Origin of the sequence: Sphingomonas sp. PP-F2F-A104-K0414 (assembly GCF_004340945.1) — a bacterium.
GTDB lineage: Bacteria > Pseudomonadota > Alphaproteobacteria > Sphingomonadales > Sphingomonadaceae > Sphingomonas.
Genome location: NZ_SLYD01000001.1, coordinates 578886 through 603568, shown reverse-complemented (window position 1 = coordinate 603568; position 24683 = coordinate 578886). Strand labels below are relative to the sequence as shown.

The 24683-nt window shown below is 68.0% G+C and carries 21 protein-coding genes; 10 read left to right on the top strand and 11 right to left on the bottom strand.

All coding sequences use genetic code 11. The features are described from left to right. Positions 1–31 precede the first annotated feature (31 nt). Both C8J46_RS02580 and C8J46_RS02575 read right to left on the bottom strand, forming a co-directional pair. Entirely contained in the window at positions 32–841 is an 810-nt protein-coding gene (locus C8J46_RS02580; RefSeq protein WP_243643186.1) for a retroviral-like aspartic protease family protein, read from the bottom strand. Between the two features lie 364 nt (positions 842–1205). Continuing rightward, a complete protein-coding gene (locus C8J46_RS02575; protein WP_243643185.1) occupies positions 1206–3638 on the bottom strand; it encodes a ligase-associated DNA damage response DEXH box helicase in 2433 nt (810 codons plus the stop codon). 83 nt (positions 3639–3721) lie between these two features. Here C8J46_RS02575 and C8J46_RS02570 point away from each other — a divergent pair, with 83 nt between their 5' ends. The 3 genes from C8J46_RS02570 (at position 3722) to C8J46_RS02560 (ending at position 7118) form a co-directional block, all read left to right on the top strand. Next, on the top strand, positions 3722–4327 hold the full coding sequence (locus C8J46_RS02570) for a hypothetical protein (RefSeq protein ID WP_132734732.1): 606 nt from the start codon (positions 3722–3724) through the stop codon (positions 4325–4327). Positions 4328–4416: 89 nt separating this feature from the next. After that, positions 4417–5415 carry a ligase-associated DNA damage response exonuclease gene (locus C8J46_RS02565; RefSeq protein ID WP_132735330.1) on the top strand — a complete coding sequence of 333 codons (999 nt, stop codon included), beginning with the start codon at positions 4417–4419 and terminating at the stop codon, positions 5413–5415. 62 nt (positions 5416–5477) lie between these two features. Continuing rightward, positions 5478–7118: a peptidase S10 gene (locus C8J46_RS02560; RefSeq protein WP_243643184.1), complete on the top strand. Its 1641-nt coding sequence runs from the start codon at positions 5478–5480 to the stop codon at positions 7116–7118. A gap of 149 nt (positions 7119–7267) precedes the next feature. Here the strand turns inward: C8J46_RS02560 and rpoN are convergent, their stop codons facing one another. From rpoN to C8J46_RS02535, 5 genes are all read right to left on the bottom strand, one after another. Further along, positions 7268–8767 (bottom strand): RNA polymerase factor sigma-54, encoded by a 1500-nt coding sequence (rpoN, locus tag C8J46_RS02555; RefSeq protein ID WP_132734730.1) that lies wholly within the window; start codon positions 8765–8767, stop codon positions 7268–7270. A gap of 156 nt (positions 8768–8923) precedes the next feature. Further along, complete coding sequence (gene lptB / locus C8J46_RS02550; RefSeq protein ID WP_056474335.1) at positions 8924–9706, bottom strand: LPS export ABC transporter ATP-binding protein; 783 nt, start codon at positions 9704–9706, stop codon at positions 8924–8926. 123 nt (positions 9707–9829) lie between these two features. Next, a complete protein-coding gene (locus C8J46_RS02545) occupies positions 9830–10372 on the bottom strand; it encodes an LptA/OstA family protein (RefSeq protein WP_132734728.1) in 543 nt (180 codons plus the stop codon). 5 nt (positions 10373–10377) lie between these two features. Beyond that, positions 10378–11031, bottom strand: a complete 654-nt coding sequence (gene lptC, locus C8J46_RS02540; RefSeq protein WP_132734726.1) for an LPS export ABC transporter periplasmic protein LptC — start codon at positions 11029–11031, stop codon at positions 10378–10380. Continuing rightward, entirely contained in the window at positions 11031–11651 is a 621-nt protein-coding gene (locus tag C8J46_RS02535; RefSeq protein WP_132734724.1) for a ribonuclease D, read from the bottom strand. Before C8J46_RS02535 ends, lptC begins: the two co-directional genes overlap by 1 nt. A 304-nt stretch (positions 11652–11955) precedes the next feature. On the opposite strand from C8J46_RS02535, the gene C8J46_RS21375 reads away from it, so the two are divergent. Then, a complete protein-coding gene (locus tag C8J46_RS21375) occupies positions 11956–12822 on the top strand; it encodes a cold-shock protein (protein WP_132734722.1) in 867 nt (288 codons plus the stop codon). A 46-nt stretch (positions 12823–12868) separates the two neighbouring features. Next, the gene (locus C8J46_RS02525; RefSeq protein ID WP_207894066.1) at positions 12869–13651 is read left to right on the top strand and encodes a glutaminyl-peptide cyclotransferase; all 783 of its coding nucleotides are present in this window, start codon (positions 12869–12871) and stop codon (positions 13649–13651) included. Between the two features lie 89 nt (positions 13652–13740). Here C8J46_RS02525 and C8J46_RS21155 read toward each other — a convergent pair whose 3' ends face one another. Both C8J46_RS21155 and hemC read right to left on the bottom strand, forming a co-directional pair. Continuing rightward, positions 13741–15390, bottom strand: a complete 1650-nt coding sequence (locus C8J46_RS21155; protein WP_243643182.1) for a uroporphyrinogen-III synthase — start codon at positions 15388–15390, stop codon at positions 13741–13743. A 7-nt stretch (positions 15391–15397) separates the two neighbouring features. Beyond that, positions 15398–16303, bottom strand: a complete 906-nt coding sequence (gene hemC / locus C8J46_RS02510; protein WP_132734720.1) for a hydroxymethylbilane synthase — start codon at positions 16301–16303, stop codon at positions 15398–15400. A gap of 64 nt (positions 16304–16367) precedes the next feature. On the opposite strand from hemC, the gene tsaD reads away from it, so the two are divergent. Continuing rightward, a complete protein-coding gene (gene tsaD, locus C8J46_RS02505; protein WP_132734718.1) occupies positions 16368–17393 on the top strand; it encodes a tRNA (adenosine(37)-N6)-threonylcarbamoyltransferase complex transferase subunit TsaD in 1026 nt (341 codons plus the stop codon). Between the two features lie 11 nt (positions 17394–17404). Then, the gene (locus C8J46_RS02500; protein WP_132735322.1) at positions 17405–18382 is read left to right on the top strand and encodes an NAD(P)H-dependent glycerol-3-phosphate dehydrogenase; all 978 of its coding nucleotides are present in this window, start codon (positions 17405–17407) and stop codon (positions 18380–18382) included. A gap of 127 nt (positions 18383–18509) precedes the next feature. Here C8J46_RS02500 and C8J46_RS02495 read toward each other — a convergent pair whose 3' ends face one another. Both C8J46_RS02495 and C8J46_RS02490 read right to left on the bottom strand, forming a co-directional pair. Beyond that, positions 18510–20366 (bottom strand): AsmA family protein, encoded by a 1857-nt coding sequence (locus C8J46_RS02495; RefSeq protein WP_132735320.1) that lies wholly within the window; start codon positions 20364–20366, stop codon positions 18510–18512. Positions 20367–20584: 218 nt separating this feature from the next. After that, complete coding sequence (locus tag C8J46_RS02490; RefSeq protein ID WP_082441494.1) at positions 20585–20743, bottom strand: DUF1674 domain-containing protein; 159 nt, start codon at positions 20741–20743, stop codon at positions 20585–20587. A gap of 106 nt (positions 20744–20849) precedes the next feature. Between C8J46_RS02490 and C8J46_RS02485 the strand changes: the two genes are divergently transcribed. The 3 genes from C8J46_RS02485 (at position 20850) to C8J46_RS02475 (ending at position 24663) form a co-directional block, all read left to right on the top strand. Then, positions 20850–22139: a transcription antitermination factor NusB gene (locus C8J46_RS02485; RefSeq protein WP_132734716.1), complete on the top strand. Its 1290-nt coding sequence runs from the start codon at positions 20850–20852 to the stop codon at positions 22137–22139. A 134-nt stretch (positions 22140–22273) separates the two neighbouring features. Then, positions 22274–22930: a ribulose-phosphate 3-epimerase gene (gene rpe / locus C8J46_RS02480; RefSeq protein ID WP_132734714.1), complete on the top strand. Its 657-nt coding sequence runs from the start codon at positions 22274–22276 to the stop codon at positions 22928–22930. Continuing rightward, a complete protein-coding gene (locus C8J46_RS02475; RefSeq protein WP_243643181.1) occupies positions 22927–24663 on the top strand; it encodes a heparinase II/III family protein in 1737 nt (578 codons plus the stop codon). Before rpe ends, C8J46_RS02475 begins: the two co-directional genes overlap by 4 nt. Positions 24664–24683 lie beyond the last annotated feature (20 nt).

Sequence of the window (24683 nt, the reverse complement as noted above, 5' to 3'; positions counted from 1 at the left end):
AGGCGCCGACGCAACCTCGACGCCGCGGCGCTCACCGTCGGCGTGTTCCGCGCGGCAAAGTGAGCCGCACCTCGCGGTTGGCAAAGTCGATGTCGACGCGGCGGAACAGTTGCAGCACGTCCATCCCGAGCAGCATCGCCGGGCGCTCCGACAAGCCGAACTGGCGGAACGGCGGCGCATCGATCGCGGTGAAGGCGACGGGCAGGTCGCCGAGGGTCAGGCTGCCGATCGAAACGCGGTCGATCGTGGTGTAGTCCGCGACCACGGTTTCGCCGGTGACGCCGGTCAGCGACACGGGCTGCGACGCGCCCGCACTGCCGAGGCCCTTGCGCGTCACCTTCCGGCGGAGCGCGGCATTGGCCATGCTGACCGAGGTGCCGGTGTCGAGAATCACGCGAATACGGATGCCGTTGCAATAGGCGTCGGTGACGACGAGTTGGCCGAACAGGCTCCGCGCCCGGATGACGATCTCGTCGGGGGCGGCGCGTTCGCGATTCTGGCGTTTGCGCGAGGGGGTGACGGTCATCGTCTTCGTGTCGAAGTCGATCCCCACCGCATGATCCTGCAACGTGTCGATCCCGAGCAACCCGCGCGCGCCGAGGTTAATCGCGCTGATCGCAGGGGCCTCGATCGCGGCGCTGCCGATCACGCTGACTTTGAGTGAGGGGATGATGACCGTGCCGATGCTGTCCGAACCGGTCATGCCGGTGACGCGGACGGTCCGGCCTGGGGCAAGGCCGAGCGTGGCGGCGAGTTCGCGGGCGATGACGGTACGCTGCGCGCCGGTATCGACGATGAAGCGGAAGGGGCCGGCACCGGCGATCGTTACGGGCACCGTCATGCGGGTCTGGTCGTCACCGAACAGGAGCGTAGCGGGGTCGGGCTCTGTTGCGGATGCTGCACTTGGCGAGGGTGCAGCATTCGTGCGCGGGAACGCTGCGTCCTGGGCGCTGGCCTGGGCGGCGATGGCTAGCAGTAGAGGGGCTAGCCACCTGTGCATGCTGCAAATGCTGCGCCTGAATTCGTCCATGCGCAACTACCGTTGTTAAGCCCGAACATCCCTCCCAAACGCTACCACCCCGGCGGAGGCCGGGGCCCAATTGGGGGGGATTGCTAATGGAGGGCAACGTTCCGTTACGATCACCTTTCCAATTGGGCCCCGGCCTTCGCCGGGGTGGTGTTTGAACGTGGGCAGCCGCAGCCGCTCAATCCGGCCGCATCGCGTCGGCGATCATCGCTTCCGCCTCAATCAGCAGCGCGTCATCCGAGCTGTTCGTCGCCACCTTCTCCCGCCCGATCAGCGTCAGCACCGGCACCGCCAGCGGCGTCACACGCTCTAGATCGACATGCACCATCGTCGCCGCGGCGCGGTCGAGCAGCGAGGCCAGCCGCCCGACATCGGTCATCCGCGCCCGCGCATCCGCCCACGCCGCCTCCAGCAGCAGATGCGTCGGCTCGTACTTGCGCAGCACGTCGTAGATGAGGTCGGTCGAGAACGTCACCTGCTTGCCGGTCTTGCGTTTGCCCGGATGCTGGCGCTCGACCAGCCCGCCGATTACCGCAACCTCGCGAAACGCGCGCTTGAGCAGGTGCGATTGCTGCACCCATTCGACGAACTCATGCTCGAGGATATCCGCCGAGAACAGCGACGCCGGATCGGTGATCTTCTCCAACCCATACACCGCCAGCGCATAATCATTGGCGACGAAGCCGAGCGGCTTCAGCCCCTGCGTTTCCATCCGCCGCGTGATCAGCATGCCGAGCGACTGGTGCGCGTTCCACCCCTCGAAGCTGTACGCGACCATGTAGTGCCGCCCCTCGCGCGGGAACGTCTCGACCAGCAGCTGGCCGGGCTCGGGCATGACCGATCGATACGCCTGCATCTCCAACCATTCGCGCACGTCGTCGGGGAAGCGCGCCCAGTCGCCGGGATGCGCAAGGAACCCGCGGACGCGGTCGGCGAGGTTGGTCGACAGCGGCATCCGGCTGCCGCCATAAGTCGGGATGCGCGCTGGCTTCGATGTCGCGCGGACGACCAGATCCTCGAGGTCGATCTTCATCACCTCCAGGCTCAGCCCTGCGAAGAAGAACGTGTCGCCGTGGCTCAACTGCGCCGCGAACGCCTCCTCGACGCGGCCGAGCACGCGGCCATTGCCGAACCGCACGTTGAGCATCGTCGCCTCGACGATGATCCCCGCATTCAGCCGGTGCTGGCCGATGAATTTGGGGTGGCTGACGCGCCACGTCCCGTCCGCATCCTTCGTGAGCCGCTTGAACCGGTCATAGGCCTTGAGCGAATAGCCGCCGTCGCTGATGAAGTGCAGTACGCGCTCGAACGTCTCGGTCGGCAGCGCCGAATAGGGGAGGGCAGAGCGGATCTCGTCGAGCAACGCAGCTTCGTGGAACGGCGCTGCGCACGCGCATGCCATGACGTGCTGCGCGAGCACGTCGAGCGCACCGACGCGGAAGATATCCGCATCGAGCTCGCCCGCCTCGACCGCGTCGAGCGCCGCGCGCGCCTCCAGATACTCGAACCGGTTGCCCGGCACGACGATCGCCTGCGATGATTCGTCGAGCCGGTGGTTGGCACGACCGATCCGCTGCAACAGCCGCGACGATCCCTTCGGCGCGCCCATCTGGATCACGCAATCGACATTGCCCCAGTCGACCCCCAGGTCGAGGCTCGACGTCGCGACCAGCGCGCGCAGCTTCCCCTCCGCCATCGCATTCTCGACTTTCCGGCGTGCTTCCTTCGCCAAGCTGCCGTGATGGACGCCGATCGGCAGATTGCCCGCATTCACCTTCCACAGGTCCTGGAAGATGAGTTCCGCCAGGCTGCGCGTGTTGCAGAACACGATCGAAGTCTCGTGCGCCTCGATCTCCGCCATCACCTGCGCGGCGGCATAGCGGCCCGAATGCCCCGACCACGGCACGCGGCCCTCGGGCAGCAGGATCGCGATGTTGGGATCCGCACCCGCCTCGCCGCGGACCATCGCGACCTGATCGATATCGCCGTCGGGCGCGAGCCACGCGCGATAGCCGTCGGCATCCGCGACCGTCGCCGACAGCGCGACGCGGCGCATCCCCGGCGAAATCTTCTGGAGCCGCGCCATGCAGAGCGAGAGCAGGTCGCCGCGCTTGCCCGTCGCGAACGCGTGGACCTCGTCGACGACGATCGTGCGGAGGTTTTCGAACATCGTGATGCTGTCCGGATAGCTCAGCAGCAGCGACAGAGATTCAGGGGTCGTCAGCAGGATCTGCGGCGGCTTGATCCGTTGGCGGGCTTTGCGATCCGAAGGAGTATCGCCGGTGCGAGTCTCGACGCGGATATCGACGCCCATCTCGTCGATCGGCGTCAGCAGATTGCGTTGCACGTCGACCGCCAGCGCCTTCAACGGCGATACGTAGAGCGTGTGGAGACCGGTGGTCGGGGCCTCGATCAGCTCGGCAAGCGTCGGCAGGAACCCGGCGAGCGTCTTGCCCGCGCCGGTCGCCGCGACCAGCAGGGCATGATGCCCCGCGCGGCCCTCGGCGAGCATCTCGAGCTGATGCCGCCGCGGCCGCCAACCCCTCGCGACAAACCAGTTTTCCAAGGGGAGGGGGAGGTCGCTCACGGCCTGTTCACGCATCGTCGTCATATGGGGGCGTCGCGCCGCACCGCTATGGACCGCGTGCGGAACGACCGCCACTTTGGCTAAAGCTCTGTTGTGAAAGACGATCGGTGTCGCTTTTTCGTTATCTCCTGCCCCTACCGTTGCTCGCACTCCTGCCGTTCGCCAATGCCACTGCCGCCAGCAAGTCGTTCGTCGGCGGGGGCGGGATGGTCCGCTTGTCCTATGCCTCCAGCCTGACGCCGACGCGCAATTTCGCGGGTCGCGCGCTGATGAACAGCGGCTGGCGACAGATGTGGGATGGCGCCCCGGTCGGGCGCGGCGTCGGCATCGTCCGCTTCTGGGAGGTCGCCAAGCCGACCGATGGCCAGGGCCAGGTGACCGAGATGATCCAGGTCGGCTTCAGCCGGAGCGCGGCCGTGGTGGCGACCTGCGGCACGGCGGGGATGGTCTCGGGCCATGCGAAGCGCTTGCCGAACCGGATGCTCGGCGGCCACCGCTGGACGGTCTATACGAACGGCGATGCGGGCATGAGCCAGCAGGTCAACGCGACCAACTTCCGCAGCGTCATCAACGGCGCCTGCTACGCGATCGACCGCGTCACCTATGCGGTGAAGGCGGCGGCGCCCGCGGGTCGGAATGCGCCGACCCAGGCGGTTGCGGCGGCGCGGATGGATGCGATCCTCGCGACGATCAAGGTCGGCGGACGGCGCTGACCGATCCTCCCTTTGGCGGGGGGCGATGACGTAAGGCCGTGCATACGCTGCCGACGGCACCGCACCGCCGCGTCACGCGTTACCTGATCATGGCAAAACTTGGCGACTGGCTCGAACCGCATCCGCACGGCATCCTCGTCAAGCCGATCGACGCGTGGATCGACCCCTCGATCCCGACCGCGAAGGCGCTTGTCACGCACGGTCACGCCGATCACGCGCGTGGCGGTCATGAGGCGGTCTGGGCCACGCCGGAAACGCTGGCGATCATGGACGCGCGCTACGGTCCGCAGGCCGGCAACCCGGTCGCGTATGGCGAGACGATCCGGATGGGAGAGGTCGATATCGGCTTCGTTCCCGCCGGCCACGTCCTTGGCTCCGCGCAGATCGTGCTCGATTATCGCGGCGAGCGGATCGTCGTCTCGGGCGACTATAAGCGCCGCCCGGACCCGACCTGCACGCCGTTCGAACCCGTCAAATGCGACGTCTTCATCACCGAGGCGACGTTCGGCCTCCCCGTGTTCCGCCACCCCGACACGGGCGACGAGATCGACAAGCTGATCGCCGCGCTGCACGCCAACCCCGATCGCTGCGTCGTCGTTGGCGCCTATGCGCTCGGCAAGGCGCAGCGCGTGATCGCCGAACTGCGTGAGCGTGGGCATACCGCCCCGATCTACATCCACGGCGCGCTGCAAAAGCTGTGCGACCTGTACGCCGAGCACGGCGTGCGGCTTGGCGAACTCCTGCCCGTGGCAGACGCGAAGAAGGCGGACATGGCGGGGCATGTCGTGATGTGCCCGCCCGGCGCGCTCAACGATCGCTGGTCGCGGCGGCTGCCCGATCCGATCACCGCGATGGCGAGCGGCTGGATGCGCGTGCGCGGGCGGGCGCGCCAGAAGAACGTCGAACTGCCGCTGATCCTCAGCGATCATGCCGATTGGGACGAACTCACCACGACACTGACCGAGATCGCCCCGCAGGAGGTGTGGGTCACGCACGGGCGCGAGGATGCGCTGGTCCACTGGTGCATGACCCGCCAGATCAAAGCGCGCGCGCTGGCGCTGGTCGGGTTCGAGGACGAGGACGACTGAGGCCTTGCGCTTTGCGGAGGCTGCGGCAGGATAGGGCATTGCTTCTGTCGCAAGGATATTCCGTGGCCCGTTCGACCAAGTTCGCCGCTCTGTTGGTATTAGCGCTCTCGACCACTGCCATCGCGCAGGACGCGCCGAAGAAGGACAAGTCCGAGAGCAACGCCGATCGGATGAAGGCCGAGGCGGAGGCGGATTACGCCAATGCGCCGGTTGCCGAGCAGGAGGTCAAGTCGAAGGGGCGCGTCACCGTCGGCGGCAAGTCGCTCGGCTATACCGCGACCGTCGGTACGCTGACGCTGCGCGATACCGAGGGCAAGCCGACCGCGAGCCTGTTCTTCACCGGCTACACGCTCGACGGGGTGAAGCCCGGCACCAAACGGCCGGTGACGTTCTTCTACAATGGCGGGCCGGGATCGCCCAGTTTCTGGCTGCACATGGGCTCGTTCGCACCGGTCCGGCTACGCACCGCCAACCCCGAATACATCAAGCCCGCGCCGTACGACTTCGGGCCCAACCCCGACACGCTGCTCGACAAGACCGACATGGTGTTCATCGACGCGGTCGGTACCGGCTATTCGCGGCCGCTCGGCGACACGAAACCGTCCGCCTTCTACGGCGTCGACGAGGATGCCGACGCGTTCGCCAAGGGTATCCTGCGCTACGCCACGAAATACGGCCGCTGGAACAGTCCGAAATTCCTGTTCGGCGAGAGCTATGGCACCACGCGCTCGGGCGCGCTCGCCTACCAGTTGCAGGATCGCGGGATGGCGCTGAACGGCGTCGTGCTGCTGTCGTCGATCATGAACTATGGCTACCGCCAGCCGGGGCTCGACGAGATCTATCTCAACTACCTGCCGAGCTATGCGGCGAGCGCCTGGTACCACAACCGCCTGCAGAACCGTCCCGCCGATGTCGCGACCACGGTCGCCGAGGCGCGCGCGTTCGCGACCGGGCCGTACGCGGCGGCGCTGTCGAAGGGGCAGACGATCTCGGATGCGGAGCGCGATGCGGTCGCCACCCGGATGAGCCAGTTGATCGGCATCTCGCCCGACTTCATCAAGCGCGCCAACCTCCGCATCGATCTCGCCCGCTTCCAGAAGGAGCTGTTGCGCGACCAGCGGCTGACGCTCGGGCGGTTCGATTCGCGCTACACCGGCGTCGACAGCGATGCGGCGGGCGAGCGGCCCGAGACCGACGCGTCGGACACCGCGATCGCCGGCGCGTTCATCGCGACCTTCAACGATTACGTGACACACACGCTCGGCTACAAGACCGAAATGCCGTACCGCCTCAGCGCGCGCGATGCGCCCGGCTGGACGTGGAACTGGAAGCACGACGCGCCGGGTCGTGGCGGCCAGTCGCAGAACAACCCCAACACCGCGGTCGATCTGGCGGCGGCGATGCGCGAGAATCCGTATCTCAACGTGCTGTCGATGAACGGCTATTACGACATGGCGACGCCGTTCTTCGGGACCGAGAACGATCTGGGACACATGATGCTCGATCCCGCGCGGCAGCGGAATCTGGCGTTTCGGTACTATCCGGCCGGGCACATGACGTATCTCAACCCCGAGGCGCTGCACCAGATGAAGGCGGACTTGGCGCGCTGGTACGATCAGGCGGTCGGCGAGGCGCGGAGTGCGACGCCGCCAGGTGGCGCGAGTGTTTCGGGTGCGGCGGGTTCGGGGCAGGTGCCGAACTAACCCAACACGCTCCGTCATGCCGGGCTCGTTCCGGCATCCACCGTTCCGCACAATCGAGAGACGTGAGATCGCGGAACCGTGGACCCCGGAACAAGTCCGGGGTGACGGAGTGGTTGGCGCACGCGGTCATCCGCACCCAAGCCGACAGCCTACCGAACCCCTTCCAGCGCCTTCGCCCGGCGGCGTTGCACCGAACTGCCGATTCCCAGCGCCTCGCGGTATTTCGCGACCGTCCGCCGCGCGATGTCGAAGCCTTTGGCGTTGAGCAACTCGACCAGCGTATCGTCCGACAGGATCTTCGCGCCCTCGGTATCGATCAGCGCCTTGATTGCGGATTTCACCGCTTGAGCCGACACCGCCTCGCCGCCGTCCGCCGACTGGATCGCGCTCGTGAAGAAGTATTTCAGCTCGTACAGCCCGCGCGCGCACGAGACGTATTTGTTGCTCGTCACGCGGCTGACGGTCGATTCGTGCATCTCGATCGCGTCCGCCACCTGGCGCAGCGTCAGCGGGCGGAGATGTGCGACGCCCTTCAGGAAGAACGCCTCCTGCTGCTTCACGATCTCGGTCGCGACCTTGATGATCGTCCGCTGGCGCTGGTCGAGCGCCTTCACCAGCCAGTTCGCGCTCGCGAGGCAGTCCGACAGCCACGCCTTCGACGCCTTGTCCTGCTGCCCGCCCGACAACTCGGTGTAATAACTCCGGTTGACCAGCACGCGCGGCAAAGTCGACGCGTTGATCTCGATAGCCCAGCCTGCTTTCGTCCGCGCCACGAACAGGTCGGGGGTCACCGACTGCGACGGCTCGCCGCCATAGCGACAGCCGGGCTTCGGATCATAGCCGCGCAGCTCGCGGATCATGTCGGCCATGTCCTCGTCGTCGACGTCGCACATCCGCTTGAGCCGAGTCAGTTCGCCACGCGCGAGCAGGTCGAGATTGTCGATCAACCGCGCCATGCAGGGGTCGTAACGATCCGCCTCGCGCGCCTGCAATGCAAGGCACTCGGCAAGATCGCGTGCGCCGACGCCGGTCGGGTCGAACGTCTGGATCGTCGCCAGCACGCCCTCGACACGGACCAGCGGCACGCCAAGCCGGTTGGCGATGTCGAGCAGCGACACGGTCAGGTAGCCCGCCTCGTCGATCTGGTCGATCAGGTGCGCAGCGATGAACGCGTCCTCGTGCGGAATTGCGGGCCCGGCTTGCGCGAGCAGGTGATCCGCGAGGCTCAGGCTGGTATCCGCGAACGCGTCGAGATCAGGGCCGTCCTCGCCGCCGGCACCGCCCGCGCTCGCGCCGGTCATCGAGAGCGCGCCGTCCATCCCGCTGCCGCCGTCGGCGACGCTGTCCTGCTGGTGGCTTTCGGTGGCGTAGTCGACGTCGAGCGTCGGTTCGTCGCCACTACCCGTGCCCGCGACGAGTTCGTCGGCGGCGACGCGTTCGTCGCGGGCTTCGGGGGCGGGTTCGCGGTCGGGGGCGTCACTGTCTTCGGCGGCGCTGGCCTCAAGCAACGGGTTGCGCTCGACTTCCTCGGCGATGAAACCCTCGATCTCGAGGTTCGACAGCGCCAGCAGCTTGATCGCCTGCTGGAGCTGCGGGGTCATCACCAGCGATTGCGACTGGCGGATGTCCAGGCGGGGGGCGAGGCTCATGCCGGGGAGTCCCGCAGAGAGCCGAACAACTCAATTCCGTCACCCCAGCGAAAGCTGGGGTCTTCCACGATCAGAGCGCGCGCCCTCACCGGGAGATCCCAGCTTTCGCTGGGATGACGGGTGGGGGTGGGGGCTGGGAGGGAGGGCGGCATAAGCTTAAAGCGAGAAGCCTTCGCCGAGATACAGGCGGCGGACATTGGCGTCGGCGACCAGTTCTTCCGGCGAGCCCGAGAACAGCACCCGGCCGTCATAGATGATGTACGCGCGGTCGACGATTTCGAGCGTCTCGCGGACATTGTGGTCGGTGATCAGCACGCCGATATCGCGCCGCTTCAGGTCCTTCACCAGGTCGCGAATGTCGGCGATCGAGATCGGATCGATGCCGGCAAACGGCTCGTCGAGCAGCATGATCGAAGGATCCGCGGCCAGCGCGCGCGCAATCTCCGCACGTCGCCGCTCGCCGCCCGACAGCGCCATCGCCGGCGCCGCGCGCAGCCGGGTCAGCCCGAACTCCTCCAGCAGCGTATCGAGTTTCCGCTGGCGCGCCGCCTTGTCGGGCTCGGACAGCTCCAGCACGGTCAGGATGTTCTTCTCGATCGTCAGCCCGCGGAAGATCGACGTTTCCTGCGGGAGATAGCCGAGCCCGAGGATCGCGCGCCGGTACATCGGCAGCTTCGTGATGTCCTCGCCGTCGAGCATGATCCTCCCTGAATCAGGCTTCACCAGACCCATCACCGAATAGAAGCACGTTGTCTTACCCGCGCCGTTGGGCCCGAGCAGGCCGACCACTTCGCCGCGCCCGACCGACACCGACACGTCGGTCAGCACGACGCGCTTGTCGTAGGACTTGGCGATCGAGACGACCTGGAGCCCGTTGCTCACCGGCGGCTCGGAAATCGGTTCTACCGCTTCGATCGGGGGCAGCGTGGTGGCGTCCATGGGATCAGGCCCTCGCAAAAGTCAGTCGCCGGCGCTCCGACTGGAGGTTGGCGGCAAGAGGTTGGCAGGAAACATGCATGAGCGCGCCGCCGGAGGGAAGCCCCCGCGGACACGCTCGAGCGATCAGTTGCGCTTGGGGACCGAGAAGGTGCCGGTCACGCGTCCGCCCGACTGCGTCACCGTGCCGCCACCGGTGGTCGCGCCCGTGCTGCCACCGACCGACGAGCCGTCGATCACCGCGCGACCGGTGTCGAGATTCATCGTCAGGCGCCCGCCATTGACGACGTTGCCGCCCTGGTTGAGCGTCACCGCGCCGAGCATCGTGATCACGCGCTTGTTGAGGTCGTAGATCGCGTACTGGCTCTTGGCGGTCTGGTCGGGGCGCCTGACCGTGACGCCGCCCGACGCGTCGAGCCGCGAGACCTGCGGGTTCCCGCCGATCACCTGGCCGGTATACGCAACCGTCATCCGCGCCGAGTTCAGCGTCATCTCGGCCTGCTTGACCGCGACGTTACCGGTCAACAGCGCACGGTTCGCCTTGTCCTGCAGCTCGATGTGATCCGCGCCGAAATCGATCGGAGCGTTGGAATTGTGCGCCTGCTGCGCGACCGCGGTCGTGGACAGCAGCAGGGCGGACAGGCCGGCAAGGATGTGGGTGGCGCGCATGGCGGCTATTTCGGCCCTCTGGGGATGATCCGCAAGCGCGCATTGCCATCGAGCGTCACGGTGCGCTCTTCGAGGTTCGCGCGCAGCTTGTTCGCGCTGAACGTCCCCTGCTGGACGGTGCCGGTCGCAGCCCCCCCGCTTTCGAGCGTGCGCGCCTTCATGTCGATCGTCGCGTTGGTGGTCTTCAGGTCGTAGCCGCCCGCCGCGGTGGCGTTGAGCGGGCCGAACAGCTGCACCTTCTCGGTGTCCATGTCGTAGCGACCGGTGTTCGCCTTGATGTTGGCGGGGCCGTCGGTCAGCTGGATCTGCGCGGCGAGCTGATTGAGCTGGACGATCGGTTCGGCCGAGCTCTTCTGGATCGCGGACTTCGCATCGAGCGTGAACGACTGGCCCTTCGAATCCTCGCCACGATAGCGCGCGGACTGGATCTTCATCCGCTCCTGCGCAACGTCGACCTTGTTCTTGTCGAGCAGGAACGACACGTCGCCGCCCGCGGTCAGCGGCGCCATCACCAGGAACGCCGCCAGCACGCCGATCGCGGTCGGCAGCGCGACGCGCGCGATCGCCACGAATCGATCGTGGCTGCCACCGGGCGCGGCCCAGTCCTGCCGCGCGGTACGCGTGCGGCGAGCGACAGGTGAGGGCGGCGGAACGTCCATCAAGCGTGCGCGAAAATGTCGATTTCGGGCCAGCCGGCGAGGTCGAGCGCGGCGCGGGTCGGCAGGAAGTCGAAGCACGCCTGCGCGAGCTCCATCCGGCCTTCGCGAATCAGCCGCTTGTCGAGCTCGGTCCGCAAGCGGTGAAGGAAGCGCACGTCGGACGCCGCGTAATCCTTCTGCGCGTCGGACAGCTCGGGGCTGCCCCAGTCGGACGATTGCTGCTGCTTCGAGATGTCCTGGCCGAGCAATTCGCGGACCAGTTCCTTGAGACCGTGGCGATCGGTATAGGTGCGCACCAGCCGCGAGGCGATCTTGGTGCAATAGACCGGCGCTGCGACGACACCGAGATAATGCTGGACCGCGGCGATGTCGAACCGTCCGAAATGGTAGAGTTTCACGCGCGCCGGATCGCCCAGCAACGCCTTCAGATTGGGCGCGTCATAGCCGGCACCCGCGGCGAAGCGGACGAGATGCTCGTCGGGGCCGCCATCCGACAGCTGGACGAGGCAGAGCCGATCGCGCGGGGTGATGAGACCCATCGTCTCGGTATCGACGGCGATCGCGGCGCCGGCCGCGAACAGATCGGCGGGTATGTCGCCTTCGTGGAGATAAACTGTCATGACGGTGGCCGTAGCGGTCCGCGGCTGAACGCTCAATGGCCCAGTCATAGGCAGTGGTGTCGAATCGGGCGATAAGATGGCCTGCCTAGCGCACCTGCGACGAGCCGTGGCTTACAAGCGACACTTGCGCCAGTATCGATCCAAATCGCGCGGCGTAGGACAAGAATCTATTCGCGACGGCTTGTAATTTGCGCTAAGGGTCTCCTCAAGGCGCAAAAGGTTTCGCGCTGGAAAACCCGCGTTCGTCGTCCGGCACAAGGGTTTTGAGAAATTTGCGGGCGAACCGGGAAGACGAACAGAGCTTATGGGTTTCGATAAAGGTGGCCGCGGGAACCGTGGCGGGCGTGGCCGCGACAAGCGCGACAGCTTCGGCGGCGGCGACAACGAGTTCGGCGGCGGCAGCAGCTTTGGCGGTGGCGGCGATCGGTTCGGCGGCGGCGGTAGCAGCTATGGCGGCGGCGGTGGCTCGAGCTACGGCGGCGGCGGTGGCAGCAGCTACGGCGGCGGCAGCAGCTTCGGTGGCGGCAGCGGCGGTGGCGGCGGTGGTTACCGCGGCGGCGGCGGTGGCGGCGGCTTCTCAGGCGGTGGCGGCGGCGGCGGTGGTCGCGGCATGCCTCCCCAGGTGGTCGGCGAAGGCACCGGCGTCGTAAAGTTCTTCAACGCACAGAAGGGCTTCGGCTTCGTCGTTCGCGATGACGGCGGCGAGGACGTGTTCGTCCACATCAGCGCAGTCGAGCAGGCCGGTATGGTCGCTCTCGCCGAGGGTCAGCCGCTCGGCTTCACGCTCGTCGACCGCGGTGGCCGTATCTCGGCAACCGACCTGAAGATCGACGGCGAGCCGATGGCCGTCACCGATCGCGGCCCGCCGCGTGACCGTGATGCCGGCCCGGGCGCGCCCCGTGGTGGCGATCGCGACCGTGACGGTGGTGCAGGTGGCGCACAGCGTCAGCTCACCGGCGAGAAGGCGACCGGTACGGTCAAGTTCTTCAACGCGATGAAGGGCTTCGGCTTCATCCAGCGCGACGACGGACAGCCTGACGCCTTCGTCCACATCTCGGCCGTTGAGCGCGCCGGCATGGCGACGCTGAACGAGGGCGACAAGCTCGAGTTCGAGCTCGAGGTCGATCGTCGCGGCAAGTACGCAGCGGTAAACCTGAGCGCAGGCGGCTGATAGCTGGCTGCCCCAGAACGCTGATCGTACCGTGTTCGGTAGGATAATGATTGCGGCCGGTCTCGCTATGGCGGGGCCGGCCGTTCTCGTTTCATCGTCTTTTTCGTCAGCCGCGCCTGCGCAGACGCGCGTGCCGGTGCTGTCGGCGACGATCGTCGCGCGCTATCCGCACGACCGCACCGCATTCACCGAAGGGCTGCTCTGGCACGACGGCGCGCTCTACGAGAGCACCGGGCAGGAGCGCCAATCCGACGTCCGCCGCGTGTCGCTCAAGGACGGCAAGATCTTGGCGAAGGCGCAAATCGACCCCGCGCAGTTCGGCGAAGGCCTAGCGCTGTGGAAGGACGAACTGGTCAGCCTCACCTGGCACGACGGCATCGCCCACCGCTGGGACATCCGCACGTTGAAGCCCAAAAGCCAGAACCGCTACACCGGCGAGGGTTGGGGCCTGACGAGCGATGGCGTGTCGCTGCTCCAGTCCGACGGCAGCCCCGACATCATCTTCCGCGATCCGGTGACGCTCGCTGAGCGCAAGCGCGTCGCGGTGACGATCGACGATCGCCCGTTGCGCGACATCAACGAGCTCGAATACGTCGACGGCGCGCTGCTCGCCAACGTCTGGCATACCGGCTTCCTGGTCCGTATCGACCCGAAGACCGGCAAGGTCACTGCAGTGGTCGACCTGCGCCCGTTGGTCGCCGAAGTGGCTGCTACCGACCCCGAGGCGGTGCTCAATGGCATTGCGTGGGATGCAAAGGCAAACCGGCTATTCGTGACGGGCAAATATTGGCCAACGCTGTTCGAGATCAAGATCGCCGCTACGCCGTAAGCGACGCTTGTTGCGGCGCTATCGCCCAGGGGCATGGCTGGCCGATCAAGCGATCAGTTGCCGGCACCTGCGCCTGGCGTTCGAAGATCTCAGACTCCGTCCGCCGCGGATGTCTCCGGCGCGACGATCTCGGGAACCGGCGTCGGGATCACTACCGGGGCGGGTTGTGGCTGACCCGCCTGGCCGATCAGCGCGGTGTTCTCGATCACGTCGAGCGCCTGGCGTGCGGTGACGTAGCGGCGGGCGGCGTCCATCCAGTTGCCGGCCTGCGCCGCCCCGGGCAAGCGCGCCACTTCCGCCCTTGCCGCCTCGACCTGCCCCGCTTCGAGCAACCGGCGAACGCGCGCGAGGCGGTCGGCGGGCATCGGCGAGGGCGTGCCGGCCTTGCGCAGTACCACCAGCGAATCGATCTGGTGCTGGATCGTGTCGAGCCAGCCCTCGCCGGTCGAGGTCGTGATGTCGGGCGCGATCGTGTCGAGGCCCTGGCGGAGGTCCTCCAGCGTCACCGGCTGACGCGCGGCCTGGATCAGCAGCATCGTCGCGCGCGGCTGGGCCTGGCCGAAGCGCAGGCGAAGCTGCTCCTCGAGATAGCCGAGCCCGACCCCGCGATCGAGCGCGCGTCGTGCGGCGAACGCGACCATCAGCCCTTCGGCGCGCGTCGCCTGCCCGCCGGCGGCACTGGCATCGGTGGTGATCGCCGCGGTGCGCGCCTCGAGCGCGGTCAATTGCGCCGCCAGCGTCGCCTCGCGCGTCGCCAACACTGCGGTATCGACCGGCGCAGCGGCCTGCGGCTGGCCATCGGGGCCGAGCGGCTGCGACGGGATATACCCGGTCGCGGACGACGAAGCCTTTTGCTGCGCAGTCGTTGAAGCGGCGGTCGAATGGGTGAAGCCGAACCAGGGCACCGTCTTGGCCGCATACGCCATCAGGCCAAGGCCCGCGACGAACGCAAGCCCGACCAGGACAAGGATGACGCCCATTTTGGGTCCGCGTGCCCGTGGGCGATCGGTAGGCACGTAGTCGCTCATGGCGTGCTTATCCCCGTCGCGCGCCGGATGGTCAATCGTGCGTGTGTTCGCAGACGCAGCAGCGGTTGCGACAACCGCGGAATCGCTCAGTTCGGGCGCGATCGACATGGCGCCCCAGCCTGTCCCGGCGGCGTCGCCGACCGCTTGGCTGATCGCGACCAGCGCGATGCGAGACCGGTCCGCGCCGGCGCCATCGGCGAGTTCGGCCAGCCGCGTTGCAGCGCGCGCGGAATGCACCAGGACTACCGTATCCTCGAACGACCGCGCGACGTCAGCCGGCACCGGGACGGCCTCGCTCGCATAGACGGTGACCGCCTCGACGCCGTCCTCGGTCGGCGCCCGCTCGCGCCCGGCGAGATGCAGCAACCGCGCGAAACCCCGGTCCCGCGCCTCGGCCACTACTGCGCGCGCATTCTCGCCGCCCGTCACCGCGACCGCGAACCCGGCCTCGCTCGCTGCCGCCGCGGTCGAGGCACCGACCGCGACGACCGGCAACCGCTTGAACAGGTCCAGCCCCGTGCCGCCATGCCGCACCGCGTTCGCGCTCGTCAGCAACAGCCCGTCGAACCCGGTCGGGTTGGGCGGCGTCCAATAGACCGGTACTACCGCGAACAGCGGGACCTGCCGCACCTCCAGCCCGAGCGTACGCAGCGCCGTCGCGGTGCGCGTATTGCCGGGCTCCGGCCGCAGCACCACGACCATGCGGGTCATCGGGGCATCATGCGGCGAACAGTCGCCGGACGCTGGCGGGCGCGCGGGTCAGCAGATCCTCCGCCAGCGCCGTCCCGAGATCGTCGTCGACCGTGCCCTCGATTGATCCCGCGACGTCGCACGCGCCGTCCTCGGCGATCAGTTCGGCGCGCAACGTCAGCGTCTCGCCCGCGAGCGACGCCAGCGCTGCGACCGGCGAATGGCAATCCGCCCCCAGCCGCGCGAGCAGCGCGCGCTCGGTCAGCACGCACAGGCTCGTATCGCGGTGGTCGATCGCCGCGACGATCTCGCCCGCCGCGCTCCCGGCGAGCACTTCGACCCCGACCGCGCCTTGGGCAGGGGCCGGCAACATCACGTCGGTCGGGATCGCATGGCCGTCGTCGCGTCCGAGACGGTCGAGCCCGGCGGCGGCGAGCAACGTCGCATCCATCTCGCCGCTCGCGACCCGGCCGAGCCGCGTGTCGACATTCCCGCGGATCAGCACGATCTCCAGGTCGGGTCGCAGCCGCAGCATCTGCGCGCGCCGCCTCGGCGAACTCGTGCCAACCACTGCATGCGGGCGCAGGTCGGCGAGCGTCTCCGCGCCGATCAGCCGGTCTCTGACGTCGGCCCTCGGGAGCATCGCCGCGATCTTCAGCGTCGCGGGTCGGATCGTCTCGACATCCTTCATCGAATGCACCGCGCAATCGATATCGCCGTCGTGCAGCGCGCGATCGAGTTCCTTGGTCCACAGCGCCTTGCCGCCGATCTCGGCGAGCGCGCGATCCTGCACGCGGTCCCCGGTCGTGCGGATCACCACGATCTCGACCATTTCGGGCGACCAGCCATGCGCCGCGCACAGTGCATCGCGCACCATGCCCGCCTGGGTGAGCGCCAGCGGCGAACCGCGCGTACCGAGCCGAAAACGAGTCATCCGATGGGCCATGCAGAAAGGAGCCGCCTTCGACAAGCTTCTCGCACCCCTATACAGACACGCGATGATCATTCTCGGCATCGAATCCTCCTGCGACGAAACCGCCGCCTCGCTCGTCACCGGCGACCGTCAGGTCCTCGCGCACCGCCTGCTGGGGCAGGAAGCCGCGCACGCCCCGTTCGGCGGCGTCGTCCCCGAAATCGCCGCGCGCGCGCATGTCGAGGCGCTCGAGCCGCTGATCGTCGCGGCGTTGGCCGACGCGAAGTTGACGCTCGCCGACGTCGATGCGATCGCCGCGACCGCAGGGCCGGGGCTGATCGGCGGCGTTATGGTCGGGCTCGTCACGGGCAAGGCGCTCGCGCACGCTGCGGGTAAACCCTTGATCGCGGTGAACCATCTCGAAGGGCACGCGCTCTCGCCGCGGCTGTCCGATCCCGATCTCGAATTTCCCTATCTGCTGCTGCTCGTGTCCGGCGGCCATTGCCAGCTGCTGCTGGTCGAGGGCGTCGGCGCGTATCGGCGGTTGGCGACGACGATCGACGATGCGGCGGGCGAAGCCTTCGACAAGACCGCCAAGCTGCTCGGTCTCGGCTTCCCCGGCGGCCCCGCGGTCGAACGCGCTGCGGCACTCGGTAACCCCAAGGCGGTCCCGCTGCCCCGTCCGCTCAAAGGCTCGGCCGAACCGCATTTTTCGTTCGCGGGCCTGAAGAGCGCGGTCGCGCGCGTCGTCGGCCAATATTCGCCTGAGGACCTCGCCGCCTCGTTTCAGGCCGCGGTCGTCGACTGCCTGATCGACCGCACGACCAAGGCGTTGCGGACCGCACACGGCGCCACCGCGCTGGTCGTCGCGGGCGGGGTCGCCGCGAACACCGCGGTCCGCTCGGCATTGCAGTCCCTTGCGAGCGCACACGGCCTCCGCTTCGTCGCGCCGCCCTTGTGGCTCTGCACGGATAACGCCGCAATGATCGGCTGGGCGGGCGCCGAGCGCTTCGCCGCCGGTCTCACCGACCCGCTCGACGTCGCTGCGCGCCCGCGCTGGCCGCTCGATCCGAACGCCGAAGCCGTGCGTGGCGCAGGAGTGAAGGCATGAAAATCCCTGCTATGAAAATAGGCGTCATCGGCGGCGGCGCTTGGGGCACCGCGCTCGCGCAGGTCGCCGCGCACGAAGGCCGCGACGTCATCCTCTGGGCACGCGAAACCGCCGTCGTCGAGTCGATCAACGCCCACCACGAGAACAGCCTCTTCCTCGCCGGCGTCGCGCTCTCCCCGACGATCCGCGCCACGGATGATCTCGCCGCACTCGCCGACATGGACGCGATCCTCGTCGTCGCGCCCGCACAGCACGTCGGCAGCGTCCTTGCCGCCGCTCCGGTCGGGCGCATCCCGCTCGTCCTGTGCGCAAAAGGCATCGAAGCCGGCACCAAGCGCCTCGTCGGCGAGGTCGCCCGCGCTGTCCATCCCGACGCGCCGATCGCCGTCCTCTCCGGGCCCACCTTCGCGCATGAGGTCGCCGCTGGCCTCCCCACCGCCGTGACGCTCGCCTGCGAAGATGCCGACCTCGGCGAACGTCTCGCGACGCGGTTGGCAGCGCGCCATTTCCGCACCTACGCCTCGACCGACGTCGCCGGTGCGGAGATCGGCGGCGCGGTAAAGAACGTCCTCGCGATCGGCTGCGGCGTGGTCGAGGGGGCAGGGCTCGGCCAGAACGCGCGCGCTGCCTTGATCGCGCGCGGATTCGCCGAAATGACCCGCTTCGGCCTCGCTCGCGGTGCGCGCGCGGAAACGCTCGCCGGGCTATCGGGCTTGGGCGATCTCGTCCTAACCTGCTCCTCGACCAGCTCGCGCAACTTCTCGCTCGGCGTCGGTTTGGGGAGAGGCGACTCCGCCGCGATGCTACTCGCCGACCGCCGCACCGTCGCGGAAGGCGCCTTCACCGCCCCCGTCCTCCGCGAAGCCGCGCGCGACGCCGACGTCGATATGCCGATCACCGAAGCCGTCTGCCGCCTGCTGGAAGGTGCCCCGGTCAGCGACGTAATCGGCGACCTGCTCGCCAGGCCACTCAAGGGCGAGGCGGGCTGACCGCCAACCTTCGTCATGCCGGGCTCGTTCCGGCATCCACCGTTCCGCACACTCAGACAGCGTCGGTTCGCGGCACCGTGGACCCCGGAACGAGTCCGAGGTGACGGCGTGGGGCGGGTCTGACCTGCTACCGCAACACCCGCGCCGCCAACCCCGAACAATCCGCATCGCTCGCCGTCGGCCCCTGATTACCCGAAATCGCGCGGCCGATCGCCTTGAAGATATTCCCCACCGACTTCACCTCGGGCGGGATCGTCACAGTCGGCCGCTCGATCGTCCCGGTCATGTACGCCGACCCCGGCAACCGCAGCAGCGCATGCTGTTTCGGCGTGCCCGTCAGCCGGATGTTCAGCGTCTCCCCCGGAAACACCACGCTCCCCTGTCCCCGCAACTGGCTGGCGGTAGTATCGACGATCATCGGATCGACCCGCCCTTGCCCGCGCGTCACATCGAGCTTCAGCACCACGCAGCGCAGCCCCGCGCGCTCGCCATCCTTCGCCAGCAACGCCCGCGCCGCATCGAACCCGAGCGCAGCGGCGATACCCTGCGGCAACTGACCATCCCGCGCGACGAACCCGATCGTCCCGTTCGACCGCCCGACCGCCGCGCGGATCGTCTCGCCCGGTCCCTTCAGCCGCACCCGCGCGCTGACGTTACCGCTGAAATCGCCACCGCCGCCCGCGATATCCTGCACGCTGCTGCCGCGCAGCCTGAGGTCGATATCGACCGTCGGCACCTTCCGGTCGCCGCGCTGGTCGACCGTCACCTTGCCCGTCACGTTGCCATGCGGCAGCAGCGCGACCAGATCGCTCAGCGTCAGAAGTTGATGATCGATCGCCAGCGTGCCCTTCGCGGACAGGATCGGTGACTTGCCCTTGCCGCTGACGATCCGCCCGATCCGAAACACCATCCGCGCGTCCGTCGTATCGATCTTGCCGATATCGATCCGCGTGTTCGGCACCAACCGCGGCCCGATCGCGCGTTCCAGTGCGGCACCCTCCGCCTTGCCCTCGTCCGACGCGAGATCGCCGAAATCGAACTGCCGCGAGACGATGTCGCCATCGACCTTGCTGCGCCCCGCCTGCTTGTCGACCGTGACATGCCCCGCGAAGTCGGAGCGCCCGACCACGCCCTTCAATTGCGTCACCGTCCATTTCGGCTGATCATGACGGACATGCGCGCGGAACGATACCGGCTGCGTCCGGAACAGCCCCGCCTCGATCACCGCATCGATCAGCTTGAGATCGGTCGCGCGCGCCGTCACGTCGAGGCTCATCGCGTCGGTATCGAGCGGCCGGTCCATCAGCCCCTTGGCGGCAATCGAAAGAGCATCGCCGTCGATCGACGCGGTGAACGGCCACGGCTTGCCCTGAAACTTTGCCACCGAAGGCCCCGCAACAGCGATCCGCACCGCTGCCCCGCGGATCGTGCCGCTCCCGTTCGCGCGGATACCGTGGACCGGATCCGACACGAACCGCGCGGTGACGAAGCGGTCCTGCTTGTCGTCGCGATACTCGATCACGCTGTCGCTGATCGTCAGCCCGTCGAGATCGGTCGAACTGCCGCCGCCCTTGGGTTTGCCCGGCCGCTCCCAGTTGGTCCGACCGTCCTTGTCGCGCACCAGCACCAGATGCAGCCCGCGCGCCTTCACGTCGCGTGGGCCGAACGCGCCCTTTAGCAGGCTGATGCCAGAGAACGTCGCTTCGGCCTCGCGCAGCTGAACGAAGTCGCCTTTGCCCGCCCATGCCGCCTGCGGAATGCGCACGTTCGTGATCCGGATCGTCGGATTGAACCCGAACGCGTCGACCCGCTCGATCCCGCCGATCGTCACCGGCCGCCCGAACCGCGCGGTCAGCTGCCGCTCGATCACGCCTTTCAGCGACCCCCACGGAAACGCGGCAAGCCCCACCAGCCCCAGCACGAGCACACTCGCGACGACGATGCCGGTGATTTTCACCCAGCGTTTGCGAAAGAATCCCCTCATCGAAACGGCGACGCGCCGGGCGCGCATTCGTTCCGCCTGCGTCAGGACCGCTGCCGCAGATTTCGCGCGTCATCTTGAAACCGAACACCACCCCGGCGAAGGCCGGGGCCCAATTGGAGAACGTCGCTAACGAAGGGCAGCGCTACGTTATGACCACCTTGCCAATTGGGCCCCGGCCTTCGCCGGGGTGGCGATAGGTATTGGGTGCGGTAAGCCCCTCAGAAATCGATCGCCATGCCCTTCAGCTCCCAATCGCCATAGCGCGTAGGATCGCGCGGCTCGGGGTCCTTGTCCGGTACGATCGCCTCGGGCTTCGGCACCGGCGTATTCTTCGCAAGATATTCGGGTGGCTTCAGATGATCGGGGCGCTGGCCCATCGCGGCTCTCCGGATTTGCGTGTTGGCGTCGTAACCGCCACATGGGCCCTGTCGCGCCGCTTTGCCATAACAGCCGCGCGACAAACCGAACGCGAAGGACCTTGATATGCCCGACTATACCCACGCCCCCGAGCCGCTCGGCGTCCCGACCCGCCGCGCCGCGCTCCGCCTGCTAGACGCCGTCCTGCGTCGCGGCGAGTCGCTCGAATCCGCATTGCCGGCAGCCACCCGAGCAATCCACGGCCCTGACCGCGGCCTCGCCCACGCGATCGCCGCCGAGACGCTGCGCCGCCTGCCCGATCTCGACGCGATGATCGATTCGGTCACCAAGACCAACCTCCCCGACGACGCAAAGGCGCGCATGGCGCTGCGGATCGCGCTCGTCCAGGTGCTGATCCTCGGCACGCCGTCGCACGCCGCGATCTCGACCGTGTTGCCGCTGGTCGACGGCGGCCCGCGCAAGCTCGTCCACGGCGTGTTCGGCACGCTGTTCCGCGCCAACATGCTGCTCCCCGAGGTGCCCACGCTGCCGGCCCCGGTCGAACTGCGCTGGGAAGCCGCGTGGGGTGAGGAGATGGTCGACGCCGCAGGTCGCGCGATCGCGCAGGTACCGCCGCTCGACCTGACGATCGCCGACCCGTCCGAAACCGAAGGCTGGCGCGAGAAACTCGGCGGTGAGAGCTTCATGCCCGGGCATCTGCGGTTAGGCGACCACGACTCCGTCCCCGACATGGCGGGCTTCGGCGACGGCGCGTGGTGGGTGCAGGACATCGCCGCCTCGCTCCCCGCGCGGTTGCTGGGGAAGGCCCCGTCAGAAGGTGGCGGCCACGTCCTCGATCTCTGCGCAGCCCCCGGCGGCAAGTCTCTGCAACTCGCGAGCGCGGGCTGGACCGTCACCTCGGTCGACAATTCGCAAAGCCGGATCAAGCGCCTGCGCGAGAATCTCTACCGCACGCACCTGAAGGCCGAGGTCGTCAACGCCGACATCCTCGAATGGGCGCCGACCGAGCCCGCCGACGCGATCCTGATCGACGCGCCGTGCAGCGCCACGGGCATCTTCCGCCGCCACCCCGACGTCCTCCACCGCGTCCGCCCCTCGATCATCGCCGAAACCGCGGCGTTGCAGGCGCGGATCTTCGCGAGGGCGGCGGACTGGGTGAAGCCGGGTGGCACGTTGGTGTACGCCACCTGTTCGCTCGAACCATCGGAAGGCGAGGCGCAACTGGACGCGTTTCTCGCGGCGCGCAGCGACTACACGATCGCGCAGGTCGACCAGTCCGAACTCCCCGCCGGCATCACGCCCACGGAGGCGGGTACCGTCCGCACGCTTCCCGGCATGCTCGCCGACCAAGGCGGCTGCGACGGTTTCTTCATCGCGAGACTGAAACGTAGCTAACCAACAAGGCCGTTCCCCCGCGAAGGCGGGGGCCCAGGATTACTCAGCGGGCCGTTCGTAACCCTGGATTCCTGCCTGCGCAGGAAAACATGAGGGGCTGGTACAGCGTACCGGTCCCGCGCTAGGACAAAACCATGCAACCCGTCCGCATCGCCCCCTCGATCCTCTCCGCCGACTTCTCGAAACTCGGCGAGGAAGTCCGCGCCATCGACGCGGCCGGCGCCGACTGGATCCACATCGACGTGATGGACGGCCATTTCGTCCCCAACATCTCGTTCGGCCCCGCGGTCATGAAATCGGTCCGCGGCGTCACCACCAAGCCGTTCGACGTCCATTTGATGATCTCGCCCGTCGACGCCTATCTCGACGCGTTCGCGGAGGCCGGTGCCGACTGCATCACCGTGCATTACGAGGCCGGCCCGCACATCCATCGCTCGCTCCAGCACGTCAAGAGCCTCGGCAAGCGCGCGGGCATCGTGATCTGCCCCGGCACCCCCGCCAAGATGCTCGACTACCTGATCGACATGGTCGACCTCGTCCTCGTGATGAGCGTCAACCCCGGCTTCGGCGGCCAGAGTTTCATCCCCAGCCAGCTCAAGAAGATCAGCGCGATCCGAACGATGATCGAAAAGAGCGGCCGCGCGATCGATCTCGAAGTCGATGGCGGCGTCGATGCGGAGTGGGCCAGGCGCTGCATCGAGGCCGGTGCCGACGCACTGGTCGCGGGCACTTCGGTCTTCCGCGGCGGACCATCGCAATACGCTGCCAACATCGCCGCGTTGCGGGGGTGAACGAAGCCCCCGATCATGTAACCGATCCCGCCCCCGACGGGATCGACGAAGGCCGCCGCCTGATCCGTCTCGGCGGCGACAAGGGGCTGTCGCTCGCCGACCGGCTGGCCGAGCGCTTCCACCGCCTGACGTGGCGCACCCCGCTCCACACGCTGCGCCTCAAGGGGCGCTATCCGCTGAAGCTGATCGCAGTCCCCGACGACCCCATTCTCGGCGATATTGCGCGCGGCACGATGCTGCTGGAGGGCGTCCTCTCGTTCCGCGGCGAAGCGCGCGATATCGAGACGCTCGATCTTTCGAAACCGCTCCCAAAGCCCTTCGCCGAATATTTGCACAGTTTCGCGTGGCTGCGCGATCTCTCGACCGTCGCGACCCGTGCGCGGGGTGCGCCGATCGCCGAATATCTCATGGGTCTCTGGCTGACCGCGCACGCCGACACGCAGGGTGGGATCGCATGGCGTCCCGACATGTGGGGACGCCGCATCCTCGCCTGGACCGCGCATGCGCCGCTGATCCTGTCGTCGTCCGACCAGATCTACCGGTCGAAGGTGTTGAACGCACTTGCCAAGGGCGCACTCCACCTCGATCGCAATGCCGACAAGGCCCCCGCCGGTGCCCCCCGCATCGCCGCCTGGTGCGGAGTCGTCGCGGCCGGGCTGCTCATCCCCGGCGGCGAGCCGCGGCAGGCGTTCGGTGAGGCCGGCCTGCTCCGCGCGCTCGGCACCGGTCTGTTCGACGATGGCGGCTCGGTCTCGCGCAGCCCGGCGATGCTGCTCGATTCGATCCAGCTGCTCACCTTGCTCCAGGAAAGCTACGCCGCCCGCAGCGCCGAACTCCCCGAGACGGTCGCGGTCACGCTCACCCGGATGGTTGCGGCATTGCTCGGCGTCGCGCACGCCGACCGCGGCCTGTCGAGCTGGCAGGGCGGCGGTCCGGCCAGCGAAACGCAGGTCGCCGCAGTCATCGAAGCCAGCGGCGTCCGCACCCGCCCGCTCCGCCAGGCGCGCGACTGGGGTTATCAACGCCTCGCTGCCGGCACCGCGGTGCTGATCGTCGACGCCGCCCCGCCGCCGATCGCGCGCCTCGTCGAAGGCGGCTGCGCCTCGACGCTGGCGTTCGAATTCTCCGATGGCCCGGCGCGGATCGTCGTCAATTGCGGCGGCGCACGCGCCGGTATCGCGCAACTCCCGCCCGCGATGGTCGAGGGTTTGCGCTCGACCGCCGCGCATTCCACGCTGACGATCGCCGACAGCAATTCGACCGCGATCCTCGCCGACGGCACGCTCGGCCGCGGCGTGGGCGAAGTCGAGCTCAGCCGCCAGGAATCGGATGCCGCCAGCCGGATCGAGGCGAGCCACGACGGCTATGTCCGCCGCTGGGGCTCCCTCCACCGCCGCCAGCTGATGCTCACCGGCGACGGCCGCGAACTCCGCGGAGAGGACGCGTTGTTGCCGCAGGGGCGCAAGCGCCGGGCGGGGTTGTCGCTGTTCGCGATCCGTTTCCACTTGGGGGAGGGCGTGCAGGTTTCCCCTACGGCGGACGGCCTCGGCGCGATCCTCCGCCTTCCCGGTGGCCCCTTGTGGCAATTCCGCTGCCGCGGCGGCGCGCTGGTGGTCGAGGACAGCGTCTGGATCGACGCCGACGGCCGCCCGGTCGCGACGCAGCAACTGATGATCACGGGGGAGGCTGCGGCCGGCGGCGCGAGTGTGAGCTGGGCCCTGAAGAAGGCCTGACCCAACGTCTGCCGGCGTGC

What these genes read in the sequence shown, in the direction of transcription:
- C8J46_RS02575 (WP_243643185.1), bottom strand. Translation starts at nt 3,638, where the DNA reads ATGACGACGATGCGTGAACAGGCCGTGAGCGACCTCCCCCTCCCCTTG.
- C8J46_RS02485 (WP_132734716.1), top strand. Translation starts at nt 20,850, where the DNA reads ATGCCCGACTATACCCACGCCCCCGAGCCGCTCGGCGTCCCGACCCGC.
- C8J46_RS02535 (WP_132734724.1), bottom strand. Translation starts at nt 11,651, where the DNA reads ATGACAGTTTATCTCCACGAAGGCGACATACCCGCCGATCTGTTCGCG.
- C8J46_RS02490 (WP_082441494.1), bottom strand. Translation starts at nt 20,743, where the DNA reads ATGGGCCAGCGCCCCGATCATCTGAAGCCACCCGAATATCTTGCGAAG.
- C8J46_RS02545 (WP_132734728.1), bottom strand. Translation starts at nt 10,372, where the DNA reads ATGCGCGCCACCCACATCCTTGCCGGCCTGTCCGCCCTGCTGCTGTCC.
- C8J46_RS02565 (WP_132735330.1), top strand. Translation starts at nt 4,417, where the DNA reads ATGGCAAAACTTGGCGACTGGCTCGAACCGCATCCGCACGGCATCCTC.
- C8J46_RS02495 (WP_132735320.1), bottom strand. Translation starts at nt 20,366, where the DNA reads ATGAGGGGATTCTTTCGCAAACGCTGGGTGAAAATCACCGGCATCGTC.
- rpoN (WP_132734730.1), bottom strand. Translation starts at nt 8,767, where the DNA reads ATGAGCCTCGCCCCCCGCCTGGACATCCGCCAGTCGCAATCGCTGGTG.
- C8J46_RS21155 (WP_243643182.1), bottom strand. Translation starts at nt 15,390, where the DNA reads ATGACCCGCATGGTCGTGGTGCTGCGGCCGGAGCCCGGCAATACGCGC.
- C8J46_RS02500 (WP_132735322.1), top strand. Translation starts at nt 17,405, where the DNA reads ATGAAAATAGGCGTCATCGGCGGCGGCGCTTGGGGCACCGCGCTCGCG.
- C8J46_RS02580 (WP_243643186.1), bottom strand. Translation starts at nt 841, where the DNA reads ATGACGGTGCCCGTAACGATCGCCGGTGCCGGCCCCTTCCGCTTCATC.
- C8J46_RS02525 (WP_207894066.1), top strand. Translation starts at nt 12,869, where the DNA reads ATGATTGCGGCCGGTCTCGCTATGGCGGGGCCGGCCGTTCTCGTTTCA.
- lptB (WP_056474335.1), bottom strand. Translation starts at nt 9,706, where the DNA reads ATGGACGCCACCACGCTGCCCCCGATCGAAGCGGTAGAACCGATTTCC.
- hemC (WP_132734720.1), bottom strand. Translation starts at nt 16,303, where the DNA reads ATGACTCGTTTTCGGCTCGGTACGCGCGGTTCGCCGCTGGCGCTCACC.
- tsaD (WP_132734718.1), top strand. Translation starts at nt 16,368, where the DNA reads ATGATCATTCTCGGCATCGAATCCTCCTGCGACGAAACCGCCGCCTCG.
- C8J46_RS21375 (WP_132734722.1), top strand. Translation starts at nt 11,956, where the DNA reads ATGGGTTTCGATAAAGGTGGCCGCGGGAACCGTGGCGGGCGTGGCCGC.
- lptC (WP_132734726.1), bottom strand. Translation starts at nt 11,031, where the DNA reads ATGGACGTTCCGCCGCCCTCACCTGTCGCTCGCCGCACGCGTACCGCG.
- rpe (WP_132734714.1), top strand. Translation starts at nt 22,274, where the DNA reads ATGCAACCCGTCCGCATCGCCCCCTCGATCCTCTCCGCCGACTTCTCG.